Annotated in this window: 12 protein-coding genes, 1 tRNA gene and 2 riboswitches; of the genes, 4 read left to right on the forward strand and 9 right to left on the reverse strand. The window is 62.7% G+C overall.

Features of this window, described 5'->3' with window-relative positions; genetic code table 11:
• Positions 1–282: 282 nt before the first annotated feature.
• From P3T20_RS21295 to P3T20_RS21325, 7 genes are all read right to left on the reverse strand, one after another.
• The gene (locus P3T20_RS21295) at positions 283–1671 is read right to left on the reverse strand and encodes an L-serine ammonia-lyase (protein ID WP_074262924.1); all 1389 of its coding nucleotides are present in this window, start codon (positions 1669–1671) and stop codon (positions 283–285) included.
• A gap of 27 nt (positions 1672–1698) precedes the next feature.
• Positions 1699–2793, reverse strand: coding sequence for an alginate lyase family protein (locus P3T20_RS21300; RefSeq protein WP_429287817.1), 1095 nt, complete (start codon positions 2791–2793; stop codon positions 1699–1701).
• Between the two features lie 165 nt (positions 2794–2958).
• The gene (gene gcvP / locus P3T20_RS21305) at positions 2959–5889 is read right to left on the reverse strand and encodes an aminomethyl-transferring glycine dehydrogenase (RefSeq protein WP_429287721.1); all 2931 of its coding nucleotides are present in this window, start codon (positions 5887–5889) and stop codon (positions 2959–2961) included.
• Between the two features lie 75 nt (positions 5890–5964).
• Positions 5965–6345, reverse strand: coding sequence for a glycine cleavage system protein GcvH (gene gcvH / locus P3T20_RS21310; protein WP_074262921.1), 381 nt, complete (start codon positions 6343–6345; stop codon positions 5965–5967).
• Positions 6346–6409: 64 nt separating this feature from the next.
• Positions 6410–7528: a glycine cleavage system aminomethyltransferase GcvT gene (gcvT, locus tag P3T20_RS21315; protein ID WP_429287722.1), complete on the reverse strand. Its 1119-nt coding sequence runs from the start codon at positions 7526–7528 to the stop codon at positions 6410–6412.
• A gap of 84 nt (positions 7529–7612) precedes the next feature.
• Positions 7613–7774: riboswitch (glycine riboswitch) on the reverse strand.
• Between the two features lie 46 nt (positions 7775–7820).
• Positions 7821–7924, reverse strand: a riboswitch (glycine riboswitch).
• A 154-nt stretch (positions 7925–8078) separates the two neighbouring features.
• Positions 8079–8426: a hypothetical protein gene (locus P3T20_RS21320; RefSeq protein ID WP_074262919.1), complete on the reverse strand. Its 348-nt coding sequence runs from the start codon at positions 8424–8426 to the stop codon at positions 8079–8081.
• 229 nt (positions 8427–8655) lie between these two features.
• Positions 8656–9708 carry an oxidoreductase gene (locus tag P3T20_RS21325; RefSeq protein ID WP_429287723.1) on the reverse strand — a complete coding sequence of 351 codons (1053 nt, stop codon included), beginning with the start codon at positions 9706–9708 and terminating at the stop codon, positions 8656–8658.
• A 145-nt stretch (positions 9709–9853) separates the two neighbouring features.
• Here P3T20_RS21325 and P3T20_RS21330 point away from each other — a divergent pair, with 145 nt between their 5' ends.
• Together P3T20_RS21330 and P3T20_RS21335 are read left to right on the forward strand one after the other, a co-directional pair.
• Entirely contained in the window at positions 9854–11938 is a 2085-nt protein-coding gene (locus P3T20_RS21330; RefSeq protein WP_429287724.1) for a UvrD-helicase domain-containing protein, read from the forward strand.
• 119 nt (positions 11939–12057) lie between these two features.
• Complete coding sequence (locus P3T20_RS21335; RefSeq protein WP_429287725.1) at positions 12058–12651, forward strand: hypothetical protein; 594 nt, start codon at positions 12058–12060, stop codon at positions 12649–12651.
• Between the two features lie 76 nt (positions 12652–12727).
• On the opposite strand, the gene P3T20_RS21340 is transcribed toward P3T20_RS21335, so the two are convergent.
• Positions 12728–13639, reverse strand: a complete 912-nt coding sequence (locus P3T20_RS21340; RefSeq protein ID WP_429287726.1) for a c-type cytochrome — start codon at positions 13637–13639, stop codon at positions 12728–12730.
• Between the two features lie 286 nt (positions 13640–13925).
• Between P3T20_RS21340 and P3T20_RS21345 the strand changes: the two genes are divergently transcribed.
• Positions 13926–14001: transfer RNA gene (locus P3T20_RS21345), tRNA-Arg, on the forward strand.
• Between the two features lie 95 nt (positions 14002–14096).
• Here the strand turns inward: P3T20_RS21345 and P3T20_RS21350 are convergent.
• Entirely contained in the window at positions 14097–14372 is a 276-nt protein-coding gene (locus P3T20_RS21350; RefSeq protein ID WP_429287818.1) for a BrnA antitoxin family protein, read from the reverse strand.
• Positions 14373–14707: 335 nt separating this feature from the next.
• Here P3T20_RS21350 and P3T20_RS21355 point away from each other — a divergent pair, with 335 nt between their 5' ends.
• Positions 14708–16183 (forward strand): RAD55 family ATPase, encoded by a 1476-nt coding sequence (locus P3T20_RS21355; protein ID WP_429287727.1) that lies wholly within the window; start codon positions 14708–14710, stop codon positions 16181–16183.
• Positions 16184–16188 lie beyond the last annotated feature (5 nt).

A 16188-nucleotide genomic window follows, 5' to 3' on the forward strand; every position in this document is an offset into this window, starting at 1 on the left:
TGCGGTGAAGCCTCCAGTCGGATCTCGTCGGTCGGCTGGTCGGCCACGTGGGGCCGACGGGCTTCGACAGCTTACGCCGACTCGGCGGCCGGTGTCACTGGAAAGGGCAAGGGCAATGTCGGGCCGCTAATCGGGCTATTGGCACAAGCTGCCAAGGCAACGCCGCGCAGCACAGCAGCGGCGGCGCGTTGTAAGGGATGCGTTGGCTACGACTTGCATGAAGTCACCGAGCCGCAGCTGGTCGTATGGCCGTATGGCCGAACGAAGCAAAGCGGCCACAAATCAGCATTCGACAATGTTCACCGCCAACCCGCCGCGTGAAGTTTCCTTGTACTTGGTCTTCATATCCGCGCCGGTTTCGCGCATCGTCTTGATGACCGAGTCCAGCGAAACATAGTGGCTGCCATCGCCGCGCAATGCCATCCGCGCCGCGTTGACCGCCTTCACCGACGCCATTGCATTACGTTCGATACACGGAATCTGCACCATGCCGCCAACCGGATCGCAGGTCAGCCCGAGGTTATGTTCCATGCCGATTTCCGCGGCGTTCTCGACCTGCTCGGGCGTGCCGCCCATCACCGCCGCGAGTGCGCCGGCGGCCATCGAGCAGGCCACGCCCACTTCACCCTGGCAACCCACTTCGGCACCGGAAATCGACGCATTCAGCTTGTACAGAATGCCGATCGCTGCTGCCGTCATCAGAAAGTCGATCACGCCTTGCTGGTTCGAACCGGACATGAACCGTGTGTAGTAATGCAGAACGGCGGGGATGATGCCGGCCGCACCGTTCGTCGGCGCAGTGACGACACGACCGCCGGCGGCATTTTCTTCATTGACGGCAATTGCGTACAGATTGATCCAGTCCACCATCGACAGCGGATCACGCAACGCCAGTTCAGGATTTCCCGACAGGGAGCGATACAACTGCGGCGCACGCCGCTTCACCTGGAACGGACCTGGGAGATTGCCATCCGCATCCGGATTGCCGATGCCGCAACCGCGCGCCACGCACGACTGCATCACGTCCCAGATCTTCATCAAGCCAGCGCGCGTTTCTTCTTCGGTATGCCAAACGCGCTCGTTTTCCCACATCAGTTGCGCGATGCTCTTGCCGGTTGCCTTGCACAGCGCTAGTAGCTCATTGCCGCTGCGGAATGAATGCGGCAATTGGTCGACCGCGCTCAGCACCTTGGTATTCGGCGCCCCCGCAGTGACCACAAAGCCACCGCCGACGGACAGGTAAGTCGCCTCACGCAGCGTCTGACCTTGAGCATCGAACGCGTGCAGCTTCAATCCGTTCGGATGCTCGGCGAGCGCCTGCCGGTAGAAAGAAATGTGATCCTTCTGCACGAACGGCACCGGGTGTGTGCCAAGCAGCGGCAAAGAGCGCGAAGTGCGCACGGCTTCGAGACGCTGCGCGATCGTATCGGGATTGACGGTATCCGGCGCGTCGCCCATCAAGCCGAGCATCACGCCGCGATCGGTGCCGTGGCCCTTGCCGGTCGCGCCGAGCGAACCGTACAGATCCACCTTCACCGAAGCCGTACCCGCAAGCAGTCCGTCGCGTTCGAGCCCCTGGACGAACATCAGCGCCGCGCGCATCGGCCCGACCGTATGCGAACTGGACGGACCAATGCCGATTTTGAAAAGGTCGAACACACTGACTGCCATTACTGCTCCTGCATATAAAAAACGGGGTTAACGTGCCGGCAGCGGCAGGCACACGGCCAGCCACGCGGGCGGGGTCGGCGCGAGCCGCAGCGCGATCGGCGCATAGCGGCCATCGAGACGCGCCGCCAGGTGAAACAGTTCAGCCGCGTTCTTCGGATCCCAGTCACCCGAATAGCCGGGCAAGCCGGCTTCGCGACGCTTCGCATCGAACGGGACGTCCGAATGCACAAATTCGTCATGCGTTTTGGTGCCCAACGCGTAGGGCGTCAACCAGTTCAGCGCGGTGCCCAGCGTCGCGTCGTTGGTGGCCTTCTCCGGCAACCAGTTGCGGTTGTGACGGCGCGCGGCCAGCGCGGCGGTCACGAGCGGCTGCAGATCGTAAGTCACGTAATGCAGCGCATCGCGTTCCTTGAAGTCGATCGTCGAACCGTCCGGCTCGATGTTGTCGCCAATATGTTCGACAAACAGACGCTGCGCCGCGTTGATCATCTTGCGGTTATCGAGCGTGAAGGCGGCCATCGCAATCAGTTTGACCCGGTGGCTCTGCCAGTTATTGCGAAACGAGCCGGTTAGCGGGCGCGGTTGCGCGTCGATCTGCGCGATGTAACCGTTTCCAAGCTTCGTCAGAAACGCCATCGCTGCGTTACGCGTTTTCACCGGCAACGCGCTTGCGGTCATGTCGTAGGCGAGGATCAAGCCTTCGAAACGGGTTTCGTCGATCGGGTTGAAGCTCGGCTGATAGGTCGTGACCCAGGCGTACAGCAGGCGGTCGACCAGTTTCAGATAGCGGTCGTCACTGGTGGCGCGCCAGGCGAGCGCCGCGTCACGCAGGAGGTCCAGATCTTTCTCGGCTTCGACGCTCTGATCGTAGATCCCTTCGTGCTGTAAGGTGCCTTCGGTATGCAAGGTCGCCACCGCGTGCGCCTGATCGTTCAGATGCGCTTCCACGTTGGCGACCAGTGCCTTGACGCCCGGATCGGCGTTCGTGCGTTCGCTGGTTTGCAGCGCTGGCGCTGCACAGAAATTCATCGCTGCGCGGGCGTGCCGCACCGGCAGCATGACGGCGCCGCACACCAGCAGCAGCGTCGCGAGCGGCGTGCCCGCGGCCTGCCAGGACGGCATGCGCCGTGAATAGCTCGGGCTTTCCATCATTAGCACCTTTCGCACCATGCGACACTCCTTCGTTGGGCTGATTGGTGTGTGATGTTAGCCGTTCCCGGGCACGAACGACAGGACCGCGCGTCACCGTCAGGTGGCGCGCGGTTCAAGCCAGCGGATGCGACGCGGTTACTCGTAATCCGCGATGGGTACGCAGGAGCAGAACAGGTTGCGGTCGCCATACACGTTGTCTGCACGGCCAACCGGCGGCCAGTACTTCCTCGCAATCAGCGACGGCAGCGGATACGCAGCGGTTTCACGCGCATACGCATGCTTCCAGTCGTCCGCAATCACCACGGCCGCGGTGTGCGGTGCGTGCTTGAGCGGATTGTCTTCGCGGTCGGAGCGGCCATCTTCGACGGCGCGGATTTCCTCGCGGATCGCAATCATCGCTTCGATGAAACGGTCGAGCTCTTCCTTCGATTCCGATTCGGTCGGTTCGACCATCAGCGTGCCCGGCACCGGGAAGCTCATGGTTGGCGCGTGGAAGCCGTAGTCGGCGAGGCGCTTGGCGACGTCGTCAACGGTGATGCCGCTGGTGTCCTTGATCGGGCGCAGGTCGAGAATGCATTCGTGCGCGACCAGTCCGCCGGGGCCCGAGTACAGCACCGGATAATGCGGCGCCAGCTTGTTGGCGACGTAGTTGGCGTTGAGAATCGCGGTTTCGGTCGCAGCGGTGAGGTTTTTCGCGCCCATCATCGCGATGTACATCCACGAGATCGGCAGGATCGAAGCGGAGCCGTACGGCGCGCCCGACACGGCGCCGATGCCTTGCGGCGCACGCTCGTAACCGGATGACGTCTGGTTCGGCAGGAACTGCGCGAGGTGCGCGCCCACTGCCACCGGGCCGACGCCCGGGCCGCCGCCGCCGTGCGGAATACAGAACGTCTTGTGCAGGTTCAGGTGCGAAACGTCGCCGCCGAACTGGCCCGGCGCCGTGAGGCCGACCATTGCGTTCATGTTGGCGCCGTCCACGTACACCTGACCGCCGTGTGCATGCACGATCTCGCAGATTTCGCGCACGTTGGCTTCGAACACGCCGTGCGTCGACGGGTACGTGATCATGATCGCAGCCAGCTTGTCGGCGTGTTGCGCGGCCTTCGCCTTCAGGTCTTCAATATCGACGTTGCCTTGCGCATCGCAGGCGACCACCACGACCTGCATGCCGGCCATCTGCGCCGACGCCGGGTTCGTGCCGTGCGCCGAAGCGGGAATCAGGCAGACGCTGCGATGACCTTCGCCGCGCGAAGCGTGATAAGCGTGGATGATCAACAGACCCGCGTACTCACCTTGCGAGCCGGCGTTCGGTTGCAGTGAAACTGCTGCGTAACCGGTCGCCGCCACGAGCATCTGCTCGAGCTGATCGATCATTTCGCGGTAGCCGACAGTTTGCTCAGCCGGCGCGAACGGGTGAATCTGACCGAACTCAGGCCACGTGACCGGCAGCATTTCCGAGGTCGCGTTCAGCTTCATCGTGCAGGAGCCGAGCGGGATCATCGAGCGGTCGAGCGCCAGGTCCTTGTCGGAGAGGCTGCGCAGGTAGCGCAGCATTTCCGTTTCCGAATGATGGCGGTTGAACACATGGTGCGTGAGATACGCGCTGGTGCGTTCGAGCGCGGCCGGCACGGAGCTTTCCGCGGGCAGTTCGGCGTCGAGCGCGTCGATTTGTGGCACTTCGCTCACGAACGCCGCTTGCGCGAACACGGCCAGCAGATCGGCGAGGTCGCTGCGCTTGGTGGTTTCGTCGAGCGAGATGCCGACGCGCGTGTCGCTCACGCGGCGCAGGTTGATGCGTTTGGCGACCGCCGCGTCGTGCAGCGCCTGGGTGCAGGCGCCGGTTTCGAACGTGAGCGTGTCGAAGAATGCTTCGTTGACGAGCGTATAGCCGAGCTTTTTCGCACCGGCCGCCAGCAGCGCGGCGACGCGGTTCACACGCTGGGCAATCGTCTTCAGACCTTGCGGGCCGTGATACACCGCGTACATGCTGGCCATGATCGCGAGCAACGCCTGCGCGGTACACACGTTCGAAGTCGCCTTTTCGCGGCGGATGTGCTGTTCGCGCGTTTGCAGCGCGAGACGCAGCGCGGGCTTGCCCTGTGCGTCGACAGTGACGCCAACGAGACGGCCCGGCATTTGCCGCTTGAATTCGTCGCGCACGGCGAGATATGCCGCGTGCGGACCGCCGAAGCCGACCGGCACGCCGAAACGCTGCGTGTTGCCGACAGCCACGTCCGCGCCCCATTCGCCCGGCGGCGTGAGCAGCGTGAGCGCGAGCAGATCGGCGGCAACCACCACATAGCCGCCTGCAGCATGGACAGCTTCAGCCAGGGCACGGTAGTCGCGCACATCGCCGTTCACGCCCGGGTATTGCAGCAGCACGCCGAAGGCGTTGGCGCTCGCGGCATCCGCAGCCGGGCCAACCTTCACTTCGATGCCCACCGGCGTAGCGCGCGTCTTCACCACTTCGATGGTTTGCGGCAGCACGTCGTCGGCGACGTAGAACACGTTCGACTTCGGCTTGCCCACGCGTTGCAGCAGCGTCATCGCTTCGGCGGCGGCGGTGGCCTCGTCGAGCAGCGATGCGTTGGAGATGGCGAGGCCGGTCAGGTCGATGATCATCTGCTGGAAGTTCAGCAGCGCTTCGAGACGGCCTTGCGAGATTTCCGGCTGATACGGCGTGTAAGCCGTGTACCACGCCGGATTTTCGAGTACGTTGCGCAGGATCACCGTCGGGGTGTGCGCGTTGTAATAGCCCTGCCCGATATACGAGCGGAACACCTGGTTCTTGTCGGCCAGCTCACGCAGCGCGGCGAGCGCTTCGGCCTCGCTCTTCGGTTGCGCGAAGGGGCCGAGCGGCAGCGTTTCGGTGCGGCGGATCGTCTTCGGAATCACGGCGTCGATCAGCGCGGCGCGCGAGGCGAAGCCGAGGGCTTCGAGCATCGCCTGGCTGTCGGCCGAATCCGGGCCGATATGCCGTTCAGCGAAGGCGTCATGCACTTCGAGCGCGGCGAGCGAGAGAGGAGTGCGGTTCATCAGACGATCCGGGTGTTCGAGCTTCATGGGGTGTTCCTGGCGGTGCGGCCGTCCGCGTTCGTCGGACGCCGCACCTGACGGTTAAAGCGGGTTTGAAATAACTTACTCGCCGATCGACTTGCTGTACGCGTCGGCGTCGATCAGGCGGTCATGCGTTGCATCGGCTGCCGGCTTGATCTTGAACAGCCAGCTGTCATACGGCGTGCTGTTGACGGAGTCGGGCGTGTCGGCGACAGCCGTGTTGGCTTCGATGATTTCGCCCGAGACCGGCGCGTAGATATCGGAGGCGGCTTTCACGGATTCGATGACGGCGACGGTGTCGCCGGCGCTAACGGTCTTGCCCAGTTCCTGGACTTCGAAGAAGACGATGTCGCCGAGCGCTTCTTGCGCGTGGTCGGTAATGCCGACCGTCAGCGTGCCGTCTGCTTCGGTGCGGACCCATTCGTGCGATTCGGTGTATTTCAGATCGGCCGGGATGCTCATCGGATGCTCCTGTGCGGTGTGTACGGTAAAAACTTAAAAAGGAGGAAGCGCGCGCAACGAAAGCTTAAGCAGCAAGAACTTTGCCGTTGCGCACGAACGGCAGTTTTACCACGCTTGCGGGAAGGGCTTTGTCACGGATTTGCACGTGGACGACATCGCCGGGCTTCACGTCCTTCGGCACGCGTGCGAAGGCGATGGATTCCTGCATGGTGGGCGAGAATGTACCGCTAGTGATTTCACCTTCACCGTGCGGCGTGACGACCTTCTGATGGGCGCGCAGCACGCCGGCAGCCTTGCCGTTTTCCTTTTGCAGGATCAATCCGACGAAAGCGCACTGGCAACCGTCGGCTTCGAGCTTCGCCTTGCCGACGAAGTCGCGCGGCGAATTCAGATCCACGGTCCAGGCGAGACCGGCGTCAAGCGGCGAGACATTGTCGTCCATGTCCTGGCCGTACAGATTCATGCCGGCTTCGAGGCGCAGCGTGTCGCGCGCGCCGAGACCGGCGGGGCGCACGCCCTGACGCACCAATGCGTCCCAGAACTCGCAGACGGACGTGGAAGGCAGCACGATTTCGAAACCGTCTTCGCCGGTGTAGCCGGTGCGGGCAACCATCAACTCGCCGAACGGCGTGTTCTCGACGATGGCGGCGTTAAACGGCTTGAGGAGTTCGGTGGACGTACGGGTGGACGGCGCGACTTGCCAGACCTTTTCGCGGGCGTTCGGACCTTGCACGGCGACGATCGACAGATCGCGGCGCGGCGTGATGGTCAGGCCATAGCCGCCTTCGGCGTTGAGCTTGCCGAACCAGGCGATGTCCTTTTCTGCGGTGGCGGCATTGACCACCAGGCGGAAGTGGGTTTCGGAGAAGAAATAGACGATCAGATCGTCGATCACGCCGCCGTTCGGGTTCAGCAGGCAGGTGTAGAGCGCCTTGCCCGGCGCTTGCAGCTTGCCCACGTTGTTAGCGATTGCGTGTTCGAAAAACGCGCGGACGCGCTCACCGGTGAAATCGACCACACACATGTGCGACACGTCGAACATGCCGGCGTCGGTGCGCACCGCGTGGTGTTCGTCGATTTGCGAGCCGTAGTTGACGGGCATGTCCCAGCCGCCGAAATCGACCATGCGGGCCTTCAGCGCGCGATGGGTGGCGTTAAGCGGGGTGTGTTTGAGTTCGGTCATCAGGGCCTCAGGCAATCTCGACGGATAACAAAAAGGCCATGCGGCTTCATTCCTCGCGGCCAAAAGCCTGCGAGCGATGCCATGCATGACCCCTCTGTCCTCGATACCTGAGAGATTGCGCTGCCGGGCGGGTTCGCAAGTGCCTGCAAGCCATCACGGTGAAACGCGCGCCCCTTCGGTGGGCAGCCTGCCTGGCTCGATGATGGTCGATGCCGGTGGCTACTGCCGCTCTCCAGAGTGCGAAAAACCGGTGCCTGATGAAGCCCGGACGATGCCGGAATCAGACGGGTTCTTCGACGCAGCCGGTCCTTTTGCCTGAGAGTTTGTGGGTGTGCCCCTTCGGCGGCGCGGCCCGCAAAAAACATGGCGGCCAACGCTCTCTCCCGACGCGTGCGGCGAATGTACGCGAGGCCCCGAGGCTTGTCAAATGAAGGCTTTAGAGAGCTATGCGGCGGTGCAGCGGGCGGTGCGAGCGCCAAAAAAAAGCGCGGGGAATGACCCCCGCGCCTGTGCTTTCACAGCGAATTGCCGAACAGATTGACTGAGCGGCTTACTCGCCGATCGCGTGTGCTGCGCCGTCGAGTTCCTGGTTCAGCACGCGCTGCTCTTCACCCGACAGGCCACCACCATGCTGGGCAGACATGTCACGCGCTTCCTGACGGATCACGTCGAGGCGGTGATGCAGCGCGCCACCTTGCGGGGGCGGGTAGTAGCCTTGATTGACGTGATTGTCGATGCGGCGGCTCAGGTTGTCGGCACGACCGTAAACCTGATTCAGGCGCTGAACTGCGATTTCGTGCGGGTTAGGTCCCGGGGGCGGTGCCTGTTGCGGGACCACACAGGCGGCCAGCGAAGAAACCAGTGCCAGACTTGCCAGCGCACGGGTGAAACGTTGCATGCGTACTCTCCTTTTGTTGGTCGGAGTTAGCGCTTGAGCGCTTACTCCGGTCCCATGCAGTTGCCTGCGGTCGTCGTGGTCTTGATCGACGGTTAGATCGATATCGTGAAGCAACGGCTAGCCGCAGCCACACGATGACCTTAATTCAGAAACATATTGTAACGGAGCGTCCCTTTCGGAACTGTTAGCAGCGGTTGTCAGCATGTAAGCTGAGACTTGCGCGGCGATCTCAGCGGATTCGTTCAAAGGGCAGGCGCCGGCCTTCCTCTTCGCTGCGCGCGGCCAGTTCGATGATCGTCATGACGTCGACGGCGTCCTGAGGGCTGACCGGGAAACGCTCGCCATCGAGGATGGCTGCCGCCAGCGAGCGGTAGAAGCCGATATAGTCGCCGTCGCGGGTCGGCAGGGCGCGTTCGGTTTCCTGATTGCTCGCGTCCAGTACGCGCAGCAGACCCGCCGGGTTGCCGCCAGCAAAGCCGGCGTCACCCGGGCGCAAACCCGCTCGCAACTGATCTTCCTGGGTGTCGAGTTCACGCTTGACGTAGCTGCCGCGCGTGCCGTCGATTGCAAAGCGCGGCGGCGCGAGCGCGGTGAGGGTGGTCGCGTGCAGCACGACTTCGAGATCCGCGTAGCCCAGCTGCAGATGAACGTAGTCGGTGGCGCCCCCGCCATCGCGATGCGTTTTGACGGTGGCCGACACCGTGGCGGGCGTGCCGAAGAGCGCCAGCGCCTGGTCGATCAGATGCGGCCCGAGATCGAACAGCAGGCCGCCGCCACGCGACGCTTCCTCGCGCCAGCGCGGCCGCACATCCGGACGGAAGCGGTCGAAATGCGACTCGTAGTGGGTAATACGGCCCAGCTCACCGCTGGCGAGCAGGTCGCGAACGGTGAGGAAATCGCCGTCCCAGCGACGGTTGTGGAACGGCGCGAAGGTGAGGCCTCGCGCCAGCGCCAGGTTGGCGAGCGTGAGCGCCTCCGTGGCCGTCAGCGTGACCGGTTTGTCGACCACCACGTGCTTGCCGGCTTCGAGCGTGCGTTTGGCGAAGTCGAAGTGGGTGTCATTTGGCGTGGCAATCACCACGCATTGGATGTCGTCGAGCGCGAGCAGCGCATCGAGATCGGGCACGACTTTGGCGTGCGGATAGTCGGCCCGAGCCGGCTCGGGCTTGCTTGTCGCGATCGCAGCGACCGTGGCCCGGCCGCAGTGCTCGATCACCGGCGCGTGGAAGGTGGCGCCAGCAAAACCGTAACCCATCAATCCTGTTTTCAGCGGTGCAGACATGTGAGTTTCCTGCAAGAATGCGCGCCGCTTTGCCACCGCGGCGACGACGCGCGGCCTGTAATTGTGGCATGTCCGAGCCGTCACCGGCTTCGTGTTAGCATCCCTGCCCGCACCCTCAACCCGCAATACCCCCCGCCCAAACACGATGTCCGCTGGCCTGAATCCCGCTCAAAACGAAGCGGTGCGCTACCTCGATGGTCCCTGTCTTGTGCTTGCCGGCGCAGGCAGTGGCAAGACGCGCGTGATTACGCAGAAAATTGCGCACCTGATCGAAGTCAAAGGCTTCGAGCCGCGACATATCGCGGCCGTTACCTTCACGAACAAGGCGGCGGCGGAAATGCGCGAACGCGTCGGCAAGCTGCTCGAAGGCAAGACGCTGACCACTCCCGGCAAGGAAGGCCGCAAGGTGCCCGTCAATCAGTTGACGGTGTGTACGTTCCACTCGCTCGGCGTGCAGATTCTGCGTCAGGAGGCCGAACACGTGGGCCTGAAACCGCAGTTCTCGATCATGGATTCGGACGACTGCTTCGGCATGATCCAGGAACAGGTCGGCTCGACGGATAAGGGTTTCATCCGCAAGATCCAGTCGATCATCTCGCTGTGGAAAAACGGCCTGATCATGCCGGAAGAGGCGGTGGCGATTGCGGCGAACGAGGACGAGCACCAGGCGGCGATTGTCTACCGCAACTACGTCGCCACGCTGCACGCTTACCAGGCGGTGGATTTCGACGATCTGATCCGCCTGCCCGCCGAGCTCTTTGCGAAGAACGAAGCGGTGCGCGACCGGTGGCAGAACAAGCTGCGCTATCTGCTGATCGACGAGTACCAGGACACTAATGCGTGCCAGTACGAGCTGCTGAAGCAACTGGCCGGCCCGCGCGCTGCGTTCACGGCGGTGGGCGACGACGATCAGGCCATCTACGGCTGGCGCGGTGCAACCCTGGAAAACCTGGCGCAGCTCGGCAAGGATTTTCCGAAGCTGCATCTGGTGAAGCTGGAGCAGAACTACCGGTCGACGGTGCGGATTCTGACGGCCGCCAATAATGTGATCGCGAACAACCCGAAGCTGTTCGAGAAGAAGCTGTGGTCCGAACACGGCATGGGCGACACGATCACCGTGACGGGCTGCAACGACGAGGAGCACGAAGCGGAATCCGTGGTGTTCCGCCTGTCGGCGCACAAGTTCGAGCGGCGCGCGCAGTTCCGCGACTACGCGATCCTGTATCGCGGCAATTTCCAGGCGCGGATCTTCGAGCAGGTGCTGCGGCGCGAGCGGATTCCGTATGTACTGTCGGGCGGCCAGTCGTTCTTCGACAAGGCCGAGATCAAGGATATCTGCGCGTATCTGCGGCTGATCGCCAACGCGGACGACGATCCTGCTTTCATCCGCGCCATCACCACGCCGCGGCGCGGCGTGGGCAACACGACGCTCGAGGCGCTCGGGTCGTTCGCGGGTCAGGCGAAGGTGTCGCTGTTTGAGGCGGTGTATATGGGCGGGATCGAGGCGCGGCTGTCGGTGCGCCAGGTTGAGCCGTTGCGCACCTTCTGCGATTTCATGCAGCGCCTCACCGACCGCGCGGAAAAAGATCCGGCCACCGAGGTGCTCAACGACCTGATGGACGCGATCCACTACGAGGCCCACCTTTATGACGCGTTCGACGAGCGCCAGGCTCAGTCGAAATGGCAGAACGTGCTGGAATTCGTGGAGTGGTTGAAGCGCAAGGGCACCAAGCCCGAGCCGGAAGCGGGCTCCGAGGCGACCGGCTACGACAACGCGGACGGTCTCGCGGATACCGGCAAGAACCTGCTGGGCCTGATCCAGACGGTGGCGCTGATGTCGATGCTCGAAGGCAAAGAGGAGGATCCGGACGCGGTGCGGCTTTCGACGGTGCATGCGTCGAAGGGGCTCGAGTATCCGCACGTGTTTCTGGTGGGCGTCGAGGAAGGCATCATGCCGCACCGCGGCGGCTCGGACGACGCGCCGATCGACGACGCGCGTATCGAGGAAGAGCGCCGGCTGATGTACGTGGCGATTACGCGGGCGCAGCGCAGTTTGCATCTGAACTGGTGCAAGAAGAGAAAGCGTGCGCGGGAGACGGTGGTGTGCGAGCCGTCGCGGTTTATTCCTGAGATGGGACTGGACGAGGCGCCGCCGCCGACGGCGGAGGAAGCCCCGATGACGCCGAAGGACAGGTTGGCGAGTTTGAAGGCGTTGTTGCAGAAGCCTTGAGATTTAGGCGCGGGACGCGAGCAAGACCACGCGCGCGGCAGGTGCATCGACGCTTCCGGCGCGGTGGCACGCTACAGTGGTTCGGGCCTGCCTAACGGAGATCCGGAGATCCATCCCGCATGACAACCTTGCCGCTCGCGCGCTACCGCAGCGCGCTCGAAACCTATATCGACGCGAAGGACAACACGCGTCCTGAACGCATCGCCGAAGTCTTTGCGACGGATGCCGTCCTCACCTTTTCCCTGGCAACCTCGAATATTGCGTTTCCGGCCCGCACGGTCGGAACGGTGGCAATTGCCAGGACGCTGGTGAGCGACTTCGGCGCGCAATACGCGCAGTGCCGTACTTACTACGTATGCGATTCGCTGGAGGCAGTGGGCCACAAGATTGAAGCGCTGTCGTGGCTCGTGCTGATGCGCGAGCCTGCCGCCCGTGCTTTGCGGGTTGGGCATGGCGTGTACCGCTGGACCTTCGGTTCCGATGCGACCGCGGATGAAGGGCGCGTGACCGCCTTTCATATCCACATCGCGCGGATGGACGTGGTGTCGGATCCTGATGGGGCTCTGCTCGCGGCGCTGCAGGGTGGTCTGAGTTATCCGTGGCTTAAGCCTGCCACGCTCCGGGAGCATTTCGAGGCGCTGGCGCGGTCGACGCCTGCGCTGGCATTCGTGGGCGCTTTCGCCGCGCCGGCTGGCCCATCTAACGACTTGTGAAATTAAAAATCCCTGCCGGTGTTGCCACGGTGCAGGGATTTTTTTGCGTCGTGCCGGGCCGGCCGACGCCTACCGCTTACTTCGCTGCGCTGACCATGTAGTCGACGGCGGCCTTCACGTCGGCATCGGACGCGTTCGATCCGCCTTTAGGCGGCATCGCACCCTTGCCGTGCAGCGCGTAGTTGTAAATCGTGTCCATCGGGTCCTTGAGACGCGGTGCCCATGCCGCTTTGTCGCCGAACTTCGGGGCATTCAGCACGCCAGCGGCGTGACACGCCTGGCAAACCTGCGTGTAGAGCGCCTTGCCGGCCTGCGAGGCGTCCGCGCTTTGCGCTGCGTCTCCGCCAGGCGCTGCTGCCGGTGCGCTGGCGATCGAGGCGAGCGCGGCCGCTGCCTGGGACGCCGCTGCCGCGCCAGCGTCAGCCGGGGCGCCGGAAGCGGGTGCAGCCGCGGCGGCAGCGCCTGAGGCCGCTTGCGCTGCGGTCGGGGCCGCCGGTTGGGCAAAATTGCCGCCGGAATTGTTCGCCATATAGACGACGGCGCGGGCAATCTCGAAGTCGCTATAGTCGTCCGGGCTGGTGCCGCCGCGCGGGGGCATGGCGCCCGTGCCGGTCAAGGCGGTGTGCACGAGCGTGTCGTAGCCTTGCGCGATGCGCGGTGCCCAGTCCGTGGTATTGGTGAACTTCGGTGCGCCTGCCGCTCCGGTGGCGTGACAGGCCGAGCAGACCGCCTTGTAGACTTCCTCGCCGGTCTTGTAGACGCGCGGTGCGTTGGCGTCGCGAATGTCGACCTGGGCTAGCGGCGCAATGCGGGCGCTGACCTCGGCGTCGGAGAGACTGTCGGTACCGGCGCCGGTGCGCGTCCAGTTGTCCGCGTATATCGCGAGCAGGACGATGATGACAACTGGAATAGCAAAACCGGCAATGATGGCGGCAATGAGCTGCCCGGGTGTCTTGATCGGGGCTTCGTGATTTGGTGCTTCGCTCATGCTTGTCTCGTCTCCCGTGGGTATTGTGAGCGGTACAGCGTGACGCCAACGACCTTATTCTTTATAGCCACTGGCGATTATAGACGGAAGGTTTCAGCGGCGGCGAGGGCTGGCGGGGGGTATTCAGCGGGCGTTTACCCCTATCGGCGGTTTGGGCTGGGGGATATGGGCTGGATCGCCCGTGGCGTCTGCCGGGCGGTCGGTGGACGGGTCGGCTGAAACCGGGTATCCTCTCGGTCTCGATTTGGTGCCGGTTTCACGGTTTTACGGCGCTTTTCGTGTCAATGCGCCCGTAGCTCAATGGATAGAGTACTGCCCTCCGAAGGCAGGGGTTGCTGGTTCGATCCCAGCCGGGCGCACCAATCTTGACAGGGGTTCTCGCGAATCTGCCTGTTTCTGCTTTCCCGAACTACACCTAAATTACACCCGCTCGCTGACGTATGGCGCGGAGTGTGCGTCATACGCGGTGCGTCTTGAGCCAGTCGCGCAGCGCGTCATTCATGCGCGTTTGCCAGCCGTCGCCGCTTGCCCTGAAGCGATCGATTATCTTGGCGTCGTATCGAACCGTTACCGCGATTTTAGGGTGTGCAAGCTTTGGCCAGCCACCGCGCGGCTTCATTTGTGCGAACTGTTCATCGGTCGGCTCGAACGTATCAGGATCGTCCGTGATGCCGCGCGCTATCGCGGCTTCTTCTTCCGGTGTGTTACGAATCAATTTGGATTGATTTTTCATAGTGATCAATTCTCCCGGTTGTTGGCCTTGCGCTGAATGAAGCCGATCGACCTTTCCCATCCCTGAGTCGGTCCAGGCGACCGTCACGCTGTGATGTAAAGGTTCGTGATGCTGGACGTGTGCGCGCAAAACGTACCACTGGGCCAACGACTCGGGCTCCATCTCTCCATGCTTCGACCATCACAAACGATACCGAGAAGGTAAAATTTCGTTGCACCTTGTCGGGTGCGCTTTCCTGTCGGCGCGGCGAGTCAGGTACACGGTTTGCTTTCTATTGGGGGATTTGCTGATTCCGCGGCGGCCCCTTGTTTGAACCTTCGCAGACGATTCAAAAAATGACAACTCACACATCTCCAGCGTCGCGCCATTCGAACGTCGAAACGGGTGTACCGGGCCTCGATACCATTCTCGGCGGAGGTCTGGTCGGCGGCGCTTTGTACCTGATAGAAGGCATGGCTGGCGCGGGCAAGACGATTCTGTCGAGCCAGATCGGCTTCCATCGTGTCCTCCAGGGCGAGAAGGTGCTGTATATGACCTTGATCGCTGAATCGCACGACAAACTCCTCGGGCATTTGAGCGCACTCAGCTTCTTTGACGAGAAAGCGGTCGCGGAGAAAATGTTTTTCGTCTCGGGCTATCACGCGCTTATGCAGGGCGGACTTGATGGCTTCCTCAAGCAGGTTGCCTTGAGCCTCCACCAGTACCGCCCGGGTCTGCTCATCGTCGATGGCTTTCGCAGCGCACGCGAGTTCAGTGAAACGGACCTCTCGCTGTCCAAGTTCATCCATGAGTTGAACGCGCTGGTTGCCGCCATGAACTGTACGACGTTGCTGCTGGCTCCTTTGTCGGGTAATGAGCCGCATCCCGAACATACGCTCGTCGACGGCCTGATTGAGCTCAACCGTTACAGCGATGGCATGCGCCGCACACGCGAAATTGAAGTCCACAAGATGCGTGCTCGCGATCACATGCTCGGCAAGCATTTCTTTCGTATAACGGACAGCGGCCATGTCATGTTTCCACGGCTGGAAGCACGATGTGCGGAGCAGCCTGGACCGGCCGACCTCAAGGCGCGCCTCGGATCGGGTATTCCACGTCTTGATGAGTTGCTCGGCGGAGGGTTTATAAAGGGCTCCACGACCACGCTGATGGGCGCATCGGGAATCGGCAAGACGCTGCTTGGGCTGCAGTTCCTATCGGCCGGTGCGCAACGCGGCGAAAAGTCCGTCTATCTTGGCTTTTACGAGTCGCCGCAACGGCTCATCGGCAAGGCTGAATCCGTTTCAATTCCGTTGCAGGCGGCGTGCGACGACGGGCGGCTGACCGTCCAGTGGCAACCGGCCATTGAACTGGCAATAGACGAACTGGCAGCCACCGCTCTCGCTACGGTGAAGCAGACCGGCGCGACGCGTCTTGTGCTCGACGGTATCGACGGGTTTCGTGATTCAGCAATGCGCACCGGCCGGTTTGGTCTGTTCCTCAACGCATTGACGCATCAGTTACGCGCCGCAGGGGTGACAACGCTTCTCACAGAAGAAGTGCCGTTCAATTCCGATCCCGCCGTCATGCGCGGAATGCGTCTCTCGGCCATGACTGAAAATCTCATTTTGCTGCGCTATGCGGAAACCGACACTGGTCTGCATCGAATGATCTCCGTGGTCAAACAGCGCGAAAGCGCGCACGATTCTTCGCTTCGGGAGCTCGTCATTACCGAGAAGGGACTCGATGTTGTCGACGCTTTTCCGGGTGCGGCGAGTTTGCTCGGTGGCCGCGGGGCCGCCGCAGGGGTTGTTGGCCGGCTCGACAGTTGACGCGC

The organism is Paraburkholderia sp. GAS206C (assembly GCF_050435645.1).
In the GTDB taxonomy this organism is placed as follows: domain Bacteria; phylum Pseudomonadota; class Gammaproteobacteria; order Burkholderiales; family Burkholderiaceae; genus Paraburkholderia; species Paraburkholderia phenazinium_B.

Bases quoted from the DNA above. Each gene is read 5' to 3' on its own strand.
- P3T20_RS21295 (WP_074262924.1), bottom strand. From the start codon at position 1,671: ATGGCAGTCAGTGTGTTCGACCTTTTCAAAATCGGCATTGGTCCGTCC.
- P3T20_RS21320 (WP_074262919.1), bottom strand. From the start codon at position 8,426: ATGCAACGTTTCACCCGTGCGCTGGCAAGTCTGGCACTGGTTTCTTCG.
- P3T20_RS21340 (WP_429287726.1), bottom strand. From the start codon at position 13,639: ATGAGCGAAGCACCAAATCACGAAGCCCCGATCAAGACACCCGGGCAG.
- gcvH (WP_074262921.1), bottom strand. From the start codon at position 6,345: ATGAGCATCCCGGCCGATCTGAAATACACCGAATCGCACGAATGGGTC.
- gcvT (WP_429287722.1), bottom strand. From the start codon at position 7,528: ATGACCGAACTCAAACACACCCCGCTTAACGCCACCCATCGCGCGCTG.
- gcvP (WP_429287721.1), bottom strand. From the start codon at position 5,889: ATGAAGCTCGAACACCCGGATCGTCTGATGAACCGCACTCCTCTCTCG.
- P3T20_RS21335 (WP_429287725.1), top strand. From the start codon at position 12,058: ATGACAACCTTGCCGCTCGCGCGCTACCGCAGCGCGCTCGAAACCTAT.
- P3T20_RS21330 (WP_429287724.1), top strand. From the start codon at position 9,854: ATGTCCGCTGGCCTGAATCCCGCTCAAAACGAAGCGGTGCGCTACCTC.
- P3T20_RS21325 (WP_429287723.1), bottom strand. From the start codon at position 9,708: ATGTCTGCACCGCTGAAAACAGGATTGATGGGTTACGGTTTTGCTGGC.
- P3T20_RS21300 (WP_429287817.1), bottom strand. From the start codon at position 2,793: ATGCCGTCCTGGCAGGCCGCGGGCACGCCGCTCGCGACGCTGCTGCTG.
- P3T20_RS21350 (WP_429287818.1), bottom strand. From the start codon at position 14,372: ATGAAAAATCAATCCAAATTGATTCGTAACACACCGGAAGAAGAAGCC.
- P3T20_RS21355 (WP_429287727.1), top strand. From the start codon at position 14,708: ATGACAACTCACACATCTCCAGCGTCGCGCCATTCGAACGTCGAAACG.